Origin of the sequence: Zobellia roscoffensis, assembly GCF_015330165.1 — a bacterium.
GTDB lineage: Bacteria > Bacteroidota > Bacteroidia > Flavobacteriales > Flavobacteriaceae > Zobellia > Zobellia roscoffensis.
The window spans coordinates 1,754,280-1,770,235 of record NZ_JADDXT010000002.1; the positions used below are offsets into that span (position 1 = coordinate 1,754,280).

General features: G+C 37.8%; 17 protein-coding genes. 9 read left to right on the forward strand and 8 right to left on the reverse strand.

Translation table 11 applies throughout. The features are described 5' to 3' along the window. The first annotated feature begins 42 nt into the window (after positions 1-42). Positions 43-954, forward strand: coding sequence for a nicotinic acid mononucleotide adenyltransferase (locus IWC72_RS07440; RefSeq protein WP_194529349.1), 912 nt, complete (start codon positions 43-45; stop codon positions 952-954). A gap of 227 nt (positions 955-1,181) precedes the next feature. After that, complete coding sequence (locus IWC72_RS07445) at positions 1,182-2,753, forward strand: SulP family inorganic anion transporter (RefSeq protein ID WP_194529350.1); 1,572 nt, start codon at positions 1,182-1,184, stop codon at positions 2,751-2,753. Positions 2,754-2,755: 2 nt separating this feature from the next. On the opposite strand, the gene IWC72_RS07450 is transcribed toward IWC72_RS07445, so the two are convergent. From IWC72_RS07450 to IWC72_RS07465, 4 genes are all read right to left on the reverse strand, one after another. Beyond that, positions 2,756-3,466, reverse strand: a complete 711-nt coding sequence (locus IWC72_RS07450) for an endonuclease/exonuclease/phosphatase family protein (protein WP_194529351.1) — start codon at positions 3,464-3,466, stop codon at positions 2,756-2,758. Between the two features lie 24 nt (positions 3,467-3,490). Next, positions 3,491-4,606, reverse strand: a complete 1,116-nt coding sequence (locus tag IWC72_RS07455; protein ID WP_226979519.1) for a glycoside hydrolase family 88/105 protein — start codon at positions 4,604-4,606, stop codon at positions 3,491-3,493. Between the two features lie 108 nt (positions 4,607-4,714). After that, complete coding sequence (locus tag IWC72_RS07460; RefSeq protein ID WP_194525582.1) at positions 4,715-5,200, reverse strand: c-type cytochrome; 486 nt, start codon at positions 5,198-5,200, stop codon at positions 4,715-4,717. A 75-nt stretch (positions 5,201-5,275) separates the two neighbouring features. After that, positions 5,276-6,238, reverse strand: coding sequence for a YheT family hydrolase (locus tag IWC72_RS07465; RefSeq protein WP_194529352.1), 963 nt, complete (start codon positions 6,236-6,238; stop codon positions 5,276-5,278). 111 nt (positions 6,239-6,349) lie between these two features. On the opposite strand from IWC72_RS07465, the gene IWC72_RS07470 reads away from it, so the two are divergent. Together IWC72_RS07470 and IWC72_RS07475 are read left to right on the forward strand one after the other, a co-directional pair. Next, positions 6,350-6,625: a UBP-type zinc finger domain-containing protein gene (locus tag IWC72_RS07470; protein WP_194529353.1), complete on the forward strand. Its 276-nt coding sequence runs from the start codon at positions 6,350-6,352 to the stop codon at positions 6,623-6,625. Between the two features lie 3 nt (positions 6,626-6,628). Further along, positions 6,629-8,293 (forward strand): FAD-dependent oxidoreductase, encoded by a 1,665-nt coding sequence (locus tag IWC72_RS07475; protein WP_194529354.1) that lies wholly within the window; start codon positions 6,629-6,631, stop codon positions 8,291-8,293. A gap of 5 nt (positions 8,294-8,298) precedes the next feature. Here IWC72_RS07475 and IWC72_RS07480 read toward each other — a convergent pair whose 3' ends face one another. Beyond that, positions 8,299-9,273, reverse strand: a complete 975-nt coding sequence (locus IWC72_RS07480) for an NAD(P)H-dependent flavin oxidoreductase (protein ID WP_194529355.1) — start codon at positions 9,271-9,273, stop codon at positions 8,299-8,301. 124 nt (positions 9,274-9,397) lie between these two features. On the opposite strand from IWC72_RS07480, the gene IWC72_RS07485 reads away from it, so the two are divergent. Next, positions 9,398-9,874 (forward strand): acyl-CoA thioesterase, encoded by a 477-nt coding sequence (locus tag IWC72_RS07485; protein WP_194529356.1) that lies wholly within the window; start codon positions 9,398-9,400, stop codon positions 9,872-9,874. Here the strand turns inward: IWC72_RS07485 and IWC72_RS07490 are convergent. Both IWC72_RS07490 and IWC72_RS07495 read right to left on the reverse strand, forming a co-directional pair. After that, entirely contained in the window at positions 9,849-10,751 is a 903-nt protein-coding gene (locus IWC72_RS07490) for a DMT family transporter (RefSeq protein ID WP_194529357.1), read from the reverse strand. The genes IWC72_RS07485 and IWC72_RS07490 overlap by 26 nt on opposite strands. After that, positions 10,748-11,101, reverse strand: coding sequence for an arsenate reductase family protein (locus IWC72_RS07495; protein WP_194529358.1), 354 nt, complete (start codon positions 11,099-11,101; stop codon positions 10,748-10,750). Before IWC72_RS07495 ends, IWC72_RS07490 begins: the two co-directional genes overlap by 4 nt. A gap of 86 nt (positions 11,102-11,187) precedes the next feature. On the opposite strand from IWC72_RS07495, the gene IWC72_RS07500 reads away from it, so the two are divergent. Next, positions 11,188-11,649 (forward strand): DinB family protein, encoded by a 462-nt coding sequence (locus tag IWC72_RS07500; RefSeq protein ID WP_194525596.1) that lies wholly within the window; start codon positions 11,188-11,190, stop codon positions 11,647-11,649. Positions 11,650-11,652: 3 nt separating this feature from the next. Here the strand turns inward: IWC72_RS07500 and IWC72_RS07505 are convergent, their stop codons facing one another. Next, entirely contained in the window at positions 11,653-12,393 is a 741-nt protein-coding gene (locus IWC72_RS07505; RefSeq protein WP_194529359.1) for a DUF3298 and DUF4163 domain-containing protein, read from the reverse strand. Positions 12,394-12,479: 86 nt separating this feature from the next. On the opposite strand from IWC72_RS07505, the gene IWC72_RS07510 reads away from it, so the two are divergent. The 3 genes from IWC72_RS07510 to recO all read left to right on the forward strand — a co-directional run bounded on the left by IWC72_RS07510 (position 12,480) and on the right by recO (position 15,955). Beyond that, complete coding sequence (locus IWC72_RS07510) at positions 12,480-13,634, forward strand: cystathionine gamma-synthase (protein WP_194529360.1); 1,155 nt, start codon at positions 12,480-12,482, stop codon at positions 13,632-13,634. An 86-nt stretch (positions 13,635-13,720) separates the two neighbouring features. Then, a complete protein-coding gene (gene gdhA, locus IWC72_RS07515; protein ID WP_194529361.1) occupies positions 13,721-15,064 on the forward strand; it encodes an NADP-specific glutamate dehydrogenase in 1,344 nt (447 codons plus the stop codon). Between the two features lie 171 nt (positions 15,065-15,235). Further along, the gene (gene recO / locus IWC72_RS07520) at positions 15,236-15,955 is read left to right on the forward strand and encodes a DNA repair protein RecO (RefSeq protein ID WP_194529362.1); all 720 of its coding nucleotides are present in this window, start codon (positions 15,236-15,238) and stop codon (positions 15,953-15,955) included. Position 15,956 lies beyond the last annotated feature (1 nt).

Sequence of the window (15,956 nt, forward strand, 5' to 3'; positions counted from 1 at the left end):
ACGGTGCTTGTTTTGGATAGTAAGAATTGTAATACCATCATTATGAAGACAAAACTACTTTTAACAACAATTTTTGCAGCCACTTTAATGACCTCATGTTATACTGAGGTTATTGTTGAAGATGATTTTATAGATGCGCCTGTATACAATACAAGCCAAGTATTGCAGTCATATGACCTATGGTATGTAGATATTAATGCGACTACGGGCAATGGAGAAGTTCCTTTTTTACAACGCGCATTTACCGTGTCTTTTGAAAGGGGTACATTTTATGCCAATAACAATATAGTGGGCATTGGTAAAACAGGAAATGGTTTTGGTATTGATGTGGGCTATTACAATACAGTTCGTGGATCGGTAGATATAAATCATGATATAGACGGAGAATGGTTTTTAGATGTATTTGCCGTAAGCGGTAATACTATAGAATTATATGATGCACGTTCGGATACATCATATTATTTAAAGGGGTATCAGGTTAGTAATTTTGATTATGATATGTTGTTTTATGAGAATATCCATTACTTTTTACAAGAGTATAATGCTTGGGAAAAATCATATACAAGTCTAGAAGGAGCCTTGAATGAGTTCGATAATGAGAACTTTTTGCAGTTTAATCCTAACAATTTTAGGTCGTCTATTGATCAAGTTGGAACACCTCTTGTAAACCTTCAATGGGATTTTGAGGGAGATTACTCGGTGTACGACACTGCAGACGATGAAATGCTCAAAACTTTAACACTGGACTACCGTTCATCGAGCAATGATTACTTTGAATTGTACGTTATTAATGAGAGTACTATTGAGCTTTATCATCCCCGCAGTAGAACAGTATATGAGTTCCGCGGAAAAGGTTATCAAGAGTATTTAAAAGCCGGAAAAGGCGCAGTAGAAAAAAAGAGAAAAAAGACTTCTAATCCCATAATGAATGTGAAAAGAAGTAGAGATATATAAACGTTTTTTGGTTGGTTATTTAGTTAGAAATCGCCCATTGCAGCAATGCTTTGGGCGGTTTTTTTTTCAGACATTTAGAAGAGCTTCCGTACATATCCCACCCTTTTCTTATTTACAAGAGATATAGATATGGGGCCCGTAGCACCTCCGCAAGGTCTTTTTAGTTGCTAACCCTATGGCATATAGGGTATTTTGACGTATTTTTGCACGCTTAAAATCCCAATGCCATGAAGAAGTATCTGAATTTGTTCGATTTTAATCAGAAGGTCGATTATAAAAATGAAATATTAGCGGGATTAACGGTTGCAATGACGATGATACCAGAATCGTTAATGTTTGCGATTCTTGCTGGATTTTCGCCATTAGTAGGTTTGTACGCTGCTTTTATAATGGGCTTGGTTACATCTATTTTTGGAGGAAGACCTGGGCTAATTTCCGGTGGGGCCGGTGCTACGGTAGTGGTATTGATGGCGCTGATGAGTTCTCATGGATTGGAATATGTTTTTGCAGCAGTTGCCTTGGCAGGTGTTTTTCAAATGATAGTAGGTCTCTTAAAGCTTGGTAAGTTTATTCGTTTAGTTCCTCAACCTGTAATGTTCGGGTTTGTTAATGGTTTGGCTGTCATTATTTTTATGGCACAAATGGACCAATTTAAAATGGGGACGGGAGATGCTGCAGTGTGGCTGTCAGGAACTCCATTGTATACTATGTTAGGTCTGGTATTGTTTACAATCGCAATTATCGTTTTTGTTCCCAAATTGACCAAAGCGGTTCCGTCTTCCCTAATTGGAATTATCGTTGTATTTATAATAGTGTATGTTCTTGATATTGATACCAAACAAGTTGTGCATATTATTAATCAAGATACCTTGCCAGGAGAAGAACTTAAGTCGCTTAGCGGGTCACTGCCTTCATTTCACATACCCGATATCTCCTTAACAGTGGAAGACTTTATGGTCATTTTACCGTATGGTTTAATTATGGCAGCAGTGGGACTAACAGAAGGTTTACTTACATTAAACCTAGTAGATGAAATTACCGGTACCAAGGGAAGTGGTAACAGAGAGTGTTTGGCACAGGGAGGAGCAAATATATTGAACGGATTTTTTGGAGGAATGGGCGGATGTCCTATGATTGCGCAAACTTTGGTTAATCTATCAGCTGGTTCTAGGGCAAGATTGTCGGGAATAATTGCTTCATTAACTATATTAATAATTATACTGTTCGGAGCTCCAGTCATAGAACTTGTTCCTATTGCCGCATTGGTAGGGGTTATGGTAATGGTCGCCGTTGGTACATTTGAATGGGCAAGTTTTAAGGCTTTACGACGAATGCCTAAGCCAGATATTTTTGTAATGATATTGGTCACCTTAATTACCGTGCTATTGCACAATTTGGCTTTAGCCGTATTAATAGGGGTTATAATATCTGCATTGGTATTTGCTTGGGAAAGTGCAAAGCGAATTAGGGCTCGTAAACATATAGACGAAAATGGGGTTAAACATTATGAAATTTATGGTCCTTTGTTTTTCGGTTCGGTAACTGCTTTTAATGAAAAGTTTGATGTGCTCAACGATCCAGACGAAGTGATAATTGACTTTGCAGAAAGTAAAGTTTCGGACATGTCCGCAATAGAAGCTTTAAATAGAATCACAGAGCGATACGCTGAACAGGGTAAGAAAGTTCAATTAAGGCACTTAAGTAGAGATTGTATTCGCCTTTTAGAAAATGCCATTGATATTATTGATGTAAACGTTCTAGAGGATCCAACTTACAAAGTGGTTACGGATAAGGTTTAAGATTATAGTTTAAAATGACTGAAAATAGGAAGGTGATCGCTAATTTTCAACCATATGCTCACCTCGCCAATTTGAATTAGTTTCAAATTATCTTGGAATTTACTAGGTCCAAATACATAATCTATGTGATATTTTTTTTCAAGATTACGTTGAAGGAAAAACGTAGGGTATAATTCTTTTCCCTGTGATTCTTTATAAAAAAAGTGATATAGACTTTCTATGCCAATTTCGCTTAACTCGGATACAACATCGGAGTGGTTCCACCAACGGTCCCATTTATCCCAACAAATATTACTATTAAAATCACCAAGAATAAGGCAGTTTTGTAAGTTGCTTTTATTGATTTGTAGATATTTCCAGAATTGACCGATGTACCCAAAAGTAGGAGAATTGTTGTGGTGAGTCCAAACTGCTAAAAGGTTGAACTCATTATTAATCCTACAGGGTAAAAAGTGTTTTACATCGTGGTCTTTATAGCTATGTGACCAAGTCAATGGAGATAAATCAATAGTATCTTTTGCAAATATCCCTAGGCCTTTGTTCTTAGTGTCACCTATCCATAAATGGTTATTGGCCCACTTTGCATATTTCTTATGATTGGTTTTTAAAGGATTTTCACATTCTTGCACCACATAGATATCCGCATCAAATACAAAAAGGGCTTCAAACTTATTTCTGAGTGCTCCGTTACAGTTCCATGTAACAATTTTCATGATTTGTAACTTTAATTTTCGGAATTACTCCCCACCATAAAGCTGATACACTTCTGAACCAGCACTTAAGAAAGCACCCGTTCCATATACTTCCGTTTTATCCGGCCAAGCTTTGCCCGGTGCCGCACCAATAGGTTGTACATAGCCTAACATTCCGTCTTTGGTTACATGGCCTACCATAGCGTTCCATCCTTTTTTAACAGCTGGCTCGTAGGTGTCCTTGTCCAAAATACCTTTGTTTATACCCCATGCCAACCCGTAAACATAGAATGACGAACCACTTGTTTCAGGAGTAGGATAAAACTCTTGACCTAAAAGACTCATGGCCCAATGCCCTTCTTCAGTTTGAATCTCAAGAAGCTTTTTCGCCATTTTGGTATAGATGTCCAAGAAATAGGCATATTCTTCGCTTTTTGGGTCCAATTCGTTCATGATGTTGGTAAGCCCGGCAAACACCCATCCGTTTCCTCTGGACCAAAATATTTTTGTACCGTTGTCTAACTGGTCAAAATACCGTTCATCACGGTAGTAAAGGCTTTCCTCTTTATCAAAAAGAAAATCCGTGGAAGCCTTAAATTCAGACACCATAAAGTCTAGATACTTTTTCTCTCCTGTTTCTTTGTACAACTTTGCCCAAACAGGAGGTGACATGAAAAGGGCATCGCACCAGTTCCAACGGTCTTGGTGATATGGTGTTTTCCATTCCAAAGAGCTTTGCGAAGGGTGATACATAATAAAATTGAATTGCTCTTTGGTGGTGGCAATCATCTTTTCATCATTGTATTTACGAAAAAGGTCAATGTACATTTGGCCAACAGCGTGGTCATCTGCATGATACTTTCGTTTATATAATTGCCATTCATTTTCATTACCTATGTTTTTTAACCATTCATAATACGTGTCATCATCTGCCATTTCTGCCCATTTTACCATACCTACATAAAGAGCGGCATTAGTCCAATCTAAAGGGTGATGTGGTTTTTTATGGTCGCTATACAGCCCTTCAAAATTTTCGATTTGCCAATCGGCAACGCGCTGCATACTTTCCTTTACTTTTTTTGGTTTTATCTTTTGTGAAAAAGACGTGTTCGTACACGAAAAAATGATAATGGCGAGAGAAAAACGTAAAATTGATTTCAATGGAACAGGGTTTAAGAGGATTGAGAGCTACTAATATATTCAAAAAAAACATGCCGTCGCCCTATCTTTTAATAGAACAACGGCATATGTATATAAAATTAGCGGCTACTAAAGCGTACGAAGGTACTCTGCAACTGCTCTTGTGTCTTCTTCAGAAAGATTCTGATTTAACATAATAGCGTTATTATATTCTTTTAATAATGCCTGTGCAATAGGGTCTTCTTTGAGCATTTTGTCAGGGTTTGCAATCATGTTCATAACCCATGCTGGACTTCTTCTTTCATAAACACCTTTTAAAGCAGGGCCAATTAAGCGTTTGTCAACCATATGACAAGCCGTACATACAGCTTTAAACTTTGCTTCGCCGGTAGCAGCCATATCAGCGTTGATATCTGCGTCAAAAGAAATATCTTTATATGGTCCAACACCTTGGTTATCCATATCAACAGGTACACCTTCGGATTTGGCTTCTACAGCTTTAGTTTCGGTTTTGGTTCTGTTCATTTCAAAACCACCCTTTTTTTCTTCCTTTTTCTCTTCGCCACAGCTGGCAAGCAAAGCACCCAGTGCCAATACGCTTAGTAATTTTTTCATCTTATCCCTTATTTCAATGTTCTAGCCTTTAGTGCGGCTTTTTATTTGCGTCGCTAATATAACGATTCACTAAATTTAAACCATGTCTTGTACAAATTTAATTGCTGTTTTTTCTGAATAATAGAGATCAGAAGGCGCTACAAAGCCCACGTGACCTCCAAAATTGGGGACTTTGAAATAAACGTTCGGGTTTTCTTCTGCCTCGATATACGGGTAACATTCATCGCCTAAAAAGGAATCATTTTTTGCGTTGATAATAAGTGACGGTATTTTAATTTTAGGTAAGAACTGCCGGCAACTACATTGTTCATAATAATCTATGGCATTTTTAAAACCGTGCGCCCTACTTGTGTAGATGTCATCAAAATCTTTTAAAGTTTTAATAGCGAGAACATCTTCCTTTGAAATTTTATCGGGAAACAATTCTATTTTACTCCATAGTTTGCTGACCAAATGTTTTTTGAAACGCTTGGCGTAGAGGTAATTTTTTGCGGATAATAATTCTTTTAATGAACTATAAAGGTTGCACGGCACTGAAACACCTATGACAGCTTTTAGTTCCGCAGGAAGTATTCGTTCTTCACCGACATATTTTAAAGCTAAGTTCCCGCCTAAACTCACACCTTTTATATAGATTTCAGAATACTTTTGTTTTTTTAGAATATGTTGCACTACTGCATCCAAATCTTCTGTTGCACCGGAGTGGTATGAACGAAAAAGACGATTCGTTTCCCCGCTACACCCCCTAAAATTTACGGAACAGGCATCAACTCCTTTAGTGTTGAAAGCTTTTGCGCTTCCAGTTATATAGGGGCGTTGCGCATTTCCCTCTAAACCGTGGAGTAGTATAATTACTTTTTCGGATTTAGTTTCTGAATAGCTCCAATCCAAATCCATGAAATCACCATCTTCTAGTTCTAGCCGTTCCCGCTGTTGCACCAATCCTTCTATTCGTCTAAAAAGTCCTGAATATACAGTAGATAGGTGTCCGTTTTTAAATATGAAATTAGGGTTGTAATCAGAGGGTACTAAAGGCATTTGAAATCTATTATTTTAAACTAGCTAACTTAAACTATAAGCTAAAATTAAGTTTGAAAAATGATATTATGAGCATCATCGGCTATGTTAATCTTTATTGTAAATTTAGCCATGTCAAAAATAGCACGAAAATGTGGTCATTTAGAGGCCATCACAGAGGTAAAGATAGCAAAGGCACATGAGTGTGAAGAATGTATAAAAACGGGCGATAACTGGGTTCATTTACGTACGTGTCAAATATGTGGTATAACTCTTTGTTGTGACAGTTCACCCAACCAGCATGCTAGTAAGCATGCTGCATCAACAAACCATCCTGTAATTAGTAGTGCCGAGCGTAATGAGAGATGGCTTTGGTGCTATATTGACGAAGAAATAGCTACATACTAAATTATGAACGATCCTAGATTTCCAGAATTACCGCAGAGCCATATTAATGTATTAAAAGAATATGGCAAGATAGAATCTTACTCAGAAGATACTGTAGTATTTGATTTGGGGGAGTTGAGATATGACTTTTTTGTTGTTCTAGCAGGTGAAATAGCTATACTTAACCCAAATAACAATGAGACAGTAATTGTTACTCATAGTAAAAATCAATTTTCCGGAGATAGTGGCATGTTGTCTGATCGTGGAGCTCAATTCAGAGCTGTGGCCAAGGCAGGTTCTGAACTTCTGAAAATAACGCCAGCCAAGCTGAAAGAAGCTATTGCTAAGCATAGTAATTTAAGTGATTTGTTGCTCAACGCTTTTTTACAACGCCAAGATACTATTTTGAATGAGTATGTGGGTGGTATTAAATTGGTAGGTTCAGGGAATTCTAAAGAAGCCTATGCCATTCGCGATTTTATGGATAAGAATTACATCTGGTATAATTTCTTAAATGTAGATCAAACGAATGAGGCTAAGGATTTACTTAAAAACTTTAATCTTTCCGATAAGGATCTACCTCTTATGATATGTAACGGCGGACAGTTGCATATGAAGCCAACTTTAGATGAGGTAGCACGTTTTTCGGGGGTTTTAATGGATTTTGAGGATAAGATTTTTGACCTCCTAGTAATTGGTGCAGGACCATCAGGTTTGGCAGCTAGTGTATATGCAGCTTCAGAAGGATTAAGCGTTGTAACTATTGATAGCAATGCTCCAGGAGGACAAGCGGGTAAGAGTTCTAAAATTGAGAATTATTTGGGTTTCCCTACGGGGATTTCTGGGCGTGACCTAGCGAACAGGGCCTATATACAGGCTCAAAAATTTGGTTGTAACATCTCTATTCCACATAGGGCTGAAAAAATAGAACATACCGGCAACCATTTTATACTATCTGCAACCAACGGAAAAGTGGTGAAAGCTAAGTCTCTTATGGCTGCAACAGGGGCTAATTATAGACAGCTACCTATTGATACTATTGAAAAATATGAGGGTAGTGGAGTGTATTATTCGGCTACGGGTATGAATGCGTCTGCTTGTAAAAGTGAATTGGTTGGTGTTGTTGGTGGAGGAAATTCTGCTGGTCAAGCTGCTTTGTTTCTTGCAGATTATGCTCAAGAGGTGCATGTGGTGCTAAGAGGAAACGATTTAGGATCTAAAATGAGCGACTACCTAGTGCAGCGGATTATAGCGGCACCCAACATTCACGTACAGCTGAATTCTCAAGTAACTGATTTGTATGGTGATCACCATTTAGAATCTCTTGTTTTAGAAAATAGTGATGGTGAGAAAACCAAAATGAACATTACAAACCTATTTACCTTTATTGGAGCTAAACCATGTACTGAATGGTTGGAAGGGGTTGTAGCTACAGATGAAAAAGGTTTTGTTTGTACAGGTCCGGGTATTGATAGAGAGGACTTGTATATGTGTGATATTTATTCCAAACGCAAGCCACAATCCTTAGAAACCAGTTTGCCTGGATTTTTTGCAGTGGGTGACGTGCGTAAAGGTTCTGTAAAACGAGTTGCTTCCGCAGTGGGTGAGGGTTCAATGGCCGTAAGCCAAGTACATCAGTTTTTAGGGGAATTACGGGCAAGGGAAACAAAGGCTTCGGTTCCTGACTAGGATTATTATTTAGGGTATTTCTCTAGAACCATAATCTGTTGTTCAATAGCAAACTTAAATTCTGATTTCAAGTTAGAAATAAGTTCAGCTACAGGAATGGAATTATCAATTAAAGCAGAACCTTGGCCTGCAGACCATATGGTTTTCCATGCTTTGGCTTCGGTATCAAGTTCTTTTCCAAAGTCTATTTTAGTATCTTTCTTTAGGTCTTCCTCCGTAATTCCGGCAGCTTTTAGGCTGGCGCCTAAGAAATTTGCATGAACTCCAGAAATAGAAGCGGTATAGACCACATCATTGGCTCCGGCATCAATAATCATCTTCTTGTATTCAGGAGTTGCTTTGCTTTCATCAGTATTTATAAATCGTGTACCCATATAAGCTAAATCGGCACCCATTTGCAGGGCGGAGGCAATATCGCGTCCCGTACTGATACAACCAGAAAGAATTATGGTCTTATGAAAGAATTTTTTTATTTCTGCAACTAAAGTCATTGGGTTTATAGTTCCTGCATGGCCTCCTGCACCAGCTGCAACTAGGATTAACCCGTCAACGCCAGCTTCTTGAGCTTTTTCGGCATGACGTTTTTTTATGATGTCATGGAATACGAGCCCTCCATAACTATGAATAGCATCCACGACCATAGAAACCGCCCCTAAAGAGGTGATTACCAACGGGACTTTGTGCTTTATACAAAGCTTTACGTCCGCTTCTAATCTTGGGTTGGTTGGGTGCACAATGAGGTTTACACCAAACGGAGCAGGTTTTTTGCCAGTTTCGTTTTCGAATTTTTCAAGTTCGGTCTTTATTTCTATGAGCCATTCTTCAAAACCTTCACTAGTACGTTGGTTCAATGCCGGAAACGTACCTACAATACCATTTTTACAACACTCAATTACAAGTTTTGGCCCTGAAATCAAAAACATAGGGGCGGCAATGGCAGGTAAATCCAAATCGTTTATAAAAGAAGGTTTTGTGCTCATATTAGGAAATGTTTAGTTGAGATTAGTATTTACCATAAATTTTTAAGGGTATAAATTACCCTATTGTCAAAACTATAGTATTTTTGCTATTCTTATGCATGCATAATATATTAATTTTTAGAATATGTACCTAAAAGAATTTGAAATACGTTGGAGTGATGTTGATGCGAATAGACATTTGGCCAATTCTGCTTATTTGAACTTTATGAGCCACACCCGAATGAGCTTTTTAACGGAAATAGGTTTCGGACACAAAACGTTACTGGAAAAGGAGATAGGTCCGGTTGTCTTTTACGAGCATATGTATTATTTCAAAGAAGCCTTTCCTGGCCAGCCGGTAAAAGTTTCTATGGAAGTAATGGGCATGAGCGAAGATGGGCAATTTTTTGAGTTTCACCATAATTTTTACGATTACAAAGGGCGAAACTTTGCCCACTGTGAAATGATGGGTGCCTGGATAGATTTAAAAGCGAGAAAACTTACAGGTTTGCCCAATGATCTTCTGGCTAAATTCAATGTTATTGAAAAACCTGAAGGCTATAGGGTATTAAGCAAAGAGGACACCAGAAAGTACGCTAGGACTCCAAAGGATCTGGTTTAGGCTTTTTACTGGCCAAGTACACACCTAAGAATACGAGGCAACCCGCTACTATTTTAAGGGTGGTGAGCTTGTCCTGTCCTGTAGCAACAGCAAAAAGGATACCTATGAGCGGTTGCATGTATACAAAAGCACTTAAAGTAGAGGCTCTGAGCTGTGTAAGTGCAAAAATGTTAAATAGATAGGTGCAAAACGTAGTTCCCAAGACTACAAATACAATTTTCCATAACGCTTCAAAGGGTAAGTTGGGCCAGTCTATGGCAAGAAGCTCATGATATCCAAGAGGAAGGCAGATGAATATGCCAATGGTAAACAACCATTTCATAAAAGTAAACGGATGGTATTTGGCGATTAAGGTTTTTGCTCCAATCAAATAAGAACCGTAAAACACAGAATTCATAAAAATAAGAAAGTTCCCCAAAGGAATATTAGGGGCATCTTGTCTTGTTTCAGTTCCGAAAAAAATAAGCCCAAGTGCTCCTAGAAGACCAATAAGGATACCTAACATTTTTTTAGGAATAATTTTTTCCTTTATCAAAATAGCGGAGAGCAAGACCACAACAATTGGTGTAGTTGTAATCAAGACCGCACTATTAATAGGTGTAGAAAGGGATAGGCCTTTAAAGAAAACTAACATGTTAAGACCCATACCCAAGAGTGCACAAATGAACATTCTTGGATAATCTTTTTTATCGATTTTTTCTTTCGGTCCAAAAAATGAAATACTCCAAAAGAGTATGGCCGCTCCAATTACGCGTAACATTATGAAGCCAAAAGGCTGAACATAATTAGGCATTACACCTTTGGCAATGGTGTGGTTTAGAGCGTAAATAATGGTTGCGCCTAAGGCGGCTAATATGGCAAGTGTGCGTCTGCTCACTGGTGTAGGGCTTCTTTTGCAGCTTCCACTACTTTTTTACTGTTACCTATAAAAATTTGGTCTTCTATTATAATCACCGGTCGTTTAAGAAAAGTGTAATGTTCTAGAATTAAATTTTTTAATTCACCTTCTGAAGGTTGGTTCTCATGTAAGCCCATTTGTCTGTAAAGACGTGCTCGTTTGCTAAAAAGAGCTTCGTAGCTTCCTGCAATTTTTTGCATTTCTTCTACCTGCTTTTGGGTCATTGCTTCGGTTTTAATGTCCTGAAGAATAACACCATCTAATGGCTGTAATTCTTTAAGAATACGTTTGCAGGTGTCACAGGTGCTGAGGTGGTAAATTTTTTTCATTTTTCTTAACATAAAATCACTTTGCAAAGAAACCCAATTCAGTTCAATTGTACTATTTTTGAGGCCTACTTTAAAACAGGAGCGCTTTGAAAAAACTTTTTGATGTCATTTTACAGAACAGAAAACGTTTATATAAAATTTTAGAGGAAACGCCCAAGGAGCAATTACTTGAGATACCTGAGGGTTTTAACAATAATATTTGGTGGAATATAGCTCATACCGTAATTACACCGCAGGTTTTAGTGTATAAGTTTAGTCACCTTCAAATGCGTGTTTCGGAGGAATTGGTCGAAAAATTTAAAAAAGGAACAGTGCCAGATGGAACTGCAACTGAGGAGGAAATGATGATAGTTGCCGACTTTCTTATTTCTACTTTAGAATGGATGGTTGAAGATTACGAAGCGGGACTTTTTCAAGAATATGCTGAATATACCACTAGTGCCGGTGTAACCTTAACATCAACAGAAGATGCACTTGCATTTACTGCATACCATGAAGGTTTGCATGCCGGAGCAATTATTTCATTGCTCAAGGTTGTTGGAAAATAAGGGTTAAGATTTCTTTTTGGCCAAATAAGGCTTAACGTCTTTATAAGGAAGAGTTAATACTATAGGACCATCTGCATAAGAAGCAACTTCATAGGGGTTATAAAGCAGTTTTATACCGTCTTTGGTGAACCCAATATTTTCAGGTAGGTAAAACATATCACTCTCAAACATAAATCCAGTACTATTAATGGGGCCTTCTTGAGGTATATGTTCTTGGTCTCTAAATTTTTGTTCCGCAAATTTCTCAAAATCTTGGCGGTCTTTAAAAATTTCCCAGTTTTCTAGTTCTTTTCCTTTGTTCTTGTCAAAGTTTAAGAAATGCTGTGAGCTATATCCATGTGCTCCTCCGGTAAAAATATAGGAGTTGAGTTCAATGGTTAGAAAGTCTGGGTCTTCATAAGAAATAGTGCCTTCTATTTTTGCTTCCCAGTTGGTGGTTTCCTCAGGGTATAGTTTTTTGAGCTCCCAATATCCATTGCTAAAGGATTCTACGGCATCTTTAATATTAGAAGTCTCTATTTCATCATCATAGTTTAAAGTTTCTATGATTTCTTCGTCTATAGCAGTATTAATGGATGTTGCTATTTTAGAATTTTCAAGTGCCTTAGGGATATTGATTTCTACGCTCGGACATTCAGAACAACGGGTCTCATCAAGACTTAAAGTCTCAAAGGTTAGTTTGTTCTCTTTTTGACATCCGACTAGGGCTAAAAGTAAAATGATATAGGTAACTTGGGTTCTCATAGAGGTATTTCATTGGGGTAGAGCAAATACTATTGGAATATCCAATCTCAAAGATAACGATAGATTCATACGAATAAATATAAAAAATGGACGAAAAAACGTTAAAATTCAATAGCAAGACAATTCACGGAGGGCAAAAACCTGATGAAGCTTATGGTGCAGTGATGCCTCCTATTTATCAAACGTCTACTTATGCCCAGACCACGCCTGGAGGACATAAAGGATATGAGTATTCAAGAAGTGCTAATCCTACCAGAACAGCTCTGGAGAATTCTTTGGCCAGTATTGAGAATGGGAATTATGGTTTAGCCTTTGCTAGTGGTCTTGCGGCAATGGATGCAGTAATTAAATTATTGAGTCCTGGTGATGAAGTGGTTTCAACTAATGACCTATATGGAGGAAGTTACCGCTTGTTTAAAAAGGTTTTTGAAAAGTATGGTATCAAATTCAATTTTGTTGGCATGCAGCATGTAGATGCCATCGAATCTGCCATAAACAACAATACAAAGTTGATTTGGGTTGAGACACCTACAAATCCAATGATGAACATCATAGATATAAAGGGGGTTGCCCAACTCGCTAAAAAATATAAAGTACTGCTGGCTGTAGATAATACGTTTGCTACACCTTATTTGCAGACGCCATTAGATTTGGGTGCGGATATTGTAATGCATTCCGCTACAAAATACCTAGGTGGGCATAGCGATGTTGTTGCCGGTGCACTGGTTGTAAAGGATAAAGATATTGCAGATGAGTTGTATTTTATTCAAAATGCCAGTGGTGCTATTTTAGGGCCAACGGATAGTTTTTTGGTGTTACGTGGTATAAAAACGCTTCATGTACGCATGCAGAGGCATTGTGAGAATGGAGAAGCAATAGCAAAGTTTTTGGCTAAGCATGCAAAGATTGAAAAAGTAAATTGGCCAGGGTTTGAAAGTCACCCTAATCATGAAATAGCAAAAAGTCAAATGAATGGTTTTGGAGGCATGATTTCCTTTGTGACCAAAGGAAGCAGTTATGAAGATGCCATTAAAATTGTTGAAAAATTAAAGGTATTTACGTTGGCAGAGTCCTTGGGTGGAGTGGAGAGTTTGGCTGGGCATCCGGCAAGTATGACCCATGCTAGTATTCCAAAGGAGGAAAGGGAAAAAAGTGGAGTTGTAGATGCTTTGATACGGTTAAGTGTAGGTATTGAGGATATTGAGGATCTGATTGCTGATTTGGAGCAAGCAATAAGCTAGTTTAGTGTATTTTTAGAAAAAGAGTTATTTAGTTATATAAATAACATAATTTTGCCGTTATAATAAAAATTCAACAAAAATACGTTATGGATATTAAGATTAGAGATTTCATGGATGAAATCAAAAATAGAAACGGGCATGAGCCTGAGTTCATTCAAGCGGTGCAAGAAGTTGCTGAAACGGTAATTCCATATATCGCAAAACATAAAATATACAACGGTAAGAATATCTTGCTACGAATGGTTGAACCAGAGCGACTAATTTCGTTTAGAGTTGCTTGGATAGATGATGAGGGAGAAATACATGTAAATAGAGGATATCGCATTCAAATGAATTCAGCTATTGGCCCTTACAAGGGAGGTTTGCGGTTCCATCCATCAGTTAATGCTAGTATTTTAAAGTTCTTGGCTTTTGAACAAGTGTTTAAAAATAGCTTAACAACTTTACCCATGGGTGGAGGAAAAGGGGGTTCGGATTTTGACCCCAAAGGAAAGTCGGATGATGAAGTGATGCGGTTTTGTCATGCGTTTATGACAGAGCTTTGCCGTCATATTGGTCCAAATACAGATGTTCCTGCCGGAGATATTGGTGTGGGTGCCCGAGAAATAGGATTCTTGTTTGGTATGTATAAAAAAATTAGAAATGAGTTTACGGGTGTCTTAACCGGTAAAGGTCTGTCATGGGGTGGTTCTAAAATTCGCCCAGAGGCAACAGGATACGGAACGGTATATTTTGCTCAAAGTATGCTTAAAACAAAAAATGAAACTTTTGATGGTAAAACCGTGGTTATTTCCGGTTCTGGTAATGTGGCCCAATATGCTGCAGAAAAAGTACTTCAATTAGGAGGCAAAATTGTTACCTTATCTGATTCTGGTGGTTATATTTACGATGCTGATGGAATAGATGCCGAGAAACTAGCTTTTGTGATGGAATTAAAGAACGAAAGACGTGGAAGAATATCAGAATATACCGACAAGTATAAAGGTTCTGAATATCACAAAGGTAAAACGCCTTGGGGTGTTAAGTGTGATATAGCCTTACCGTGTGCCACTCAGAATGAGTTGTTGGTTGATGATGCCAAAACGTTAATAGAAAATGGTTGTATGTGTGTTGCCGAAGGTGCTAATATGCCTTGTGATGCAGATGCGGTTCATGCTTTTCATGCCGCTAAAATTTTGTTTGCTCCAGGTAAAGCTTCTAATGCTGGTGGAGTTGCTACTTCAGGACTTGAAATGTCTCAGAATTCATTGCGAATTAGTTGGACCAGAGAAGAGGTTGACGAAAGACTTCGTGATATTATGGAAGATATTCATGATTCCTGTATTGAGTACGGAAAAGAAGAAGATGGTTTTTGTAATTACGTAAAAGGAGCAAACATAGCAGGTTTCGTAAAAGTTGCCGATGCCATGTTAGCGCAGGGTGTGATTTAGACAAGGACTATTAGAACATAGTAAGGACCTGTAGCTTTTAAGCTACAGGTCTTTTTATATATAAGTGTTTTTTAAATTTCCACTAACCACTAACCACTAACCACTAACCACTAACCACTAACCACCTTTTCCTATTTAAAGCTATATTTGTTATAAAGCCCAATCTTTTACATGCAGGTAACTACCAAAGCTATAGTTCTTACATCTCTTAAATATGGCGATACAAGTTTAATTGTAAAGGCCTTTACCGTATCTGACGGTATAAAATCGTATCTATTAAGAGGAGTTTTGGCTTCTAAGAAGGGAAAGTTAAAAACGGCGTATTTTCAGCCGTTGACTCAACTTGAAATTGTTGCCAATCATAAAAATAAAGGGGCTTTAGAAAGTATAAAGGAGGCGAAAATCAATTACCCCTACCAAACATTACATTCAGATATATCAAAGAATGCTATGACTCTGTTTCTGGCGGAGATGTTGGCCAACAGCATTCATGAAGAAGAGGCAAATGAAGTGCTTTTTGAGTTCGTAGAAGCCTCTTTGCAATGGCTTGATGCTCAGAGTAGGATTTCTAATTTTCATATCTACTTTTTGGTACGCTTAACACGGTATTTAGGTTTTTATCCGGATACGAATGAAATAGGGTCTAGTTATTTTGATTTGCTGGAAGGTGAGTTTACGGACACTCTTTCTTTAAATCCAATTTTAACAGGAGATAATCTTGATTACTTTAAAAGCTTCTTGGGCATGCATTTTGATGAGATACATGATATCAAAATGAATAAAAACAACCGTCATGAACTTTTACAATCACTTGTGCTGTTCTATGAGTTGCATTTGCAGGGGTTTAGAAAACCAAAATCCCTAGCCATCTTAAACGAAGTATTTAGCTAGT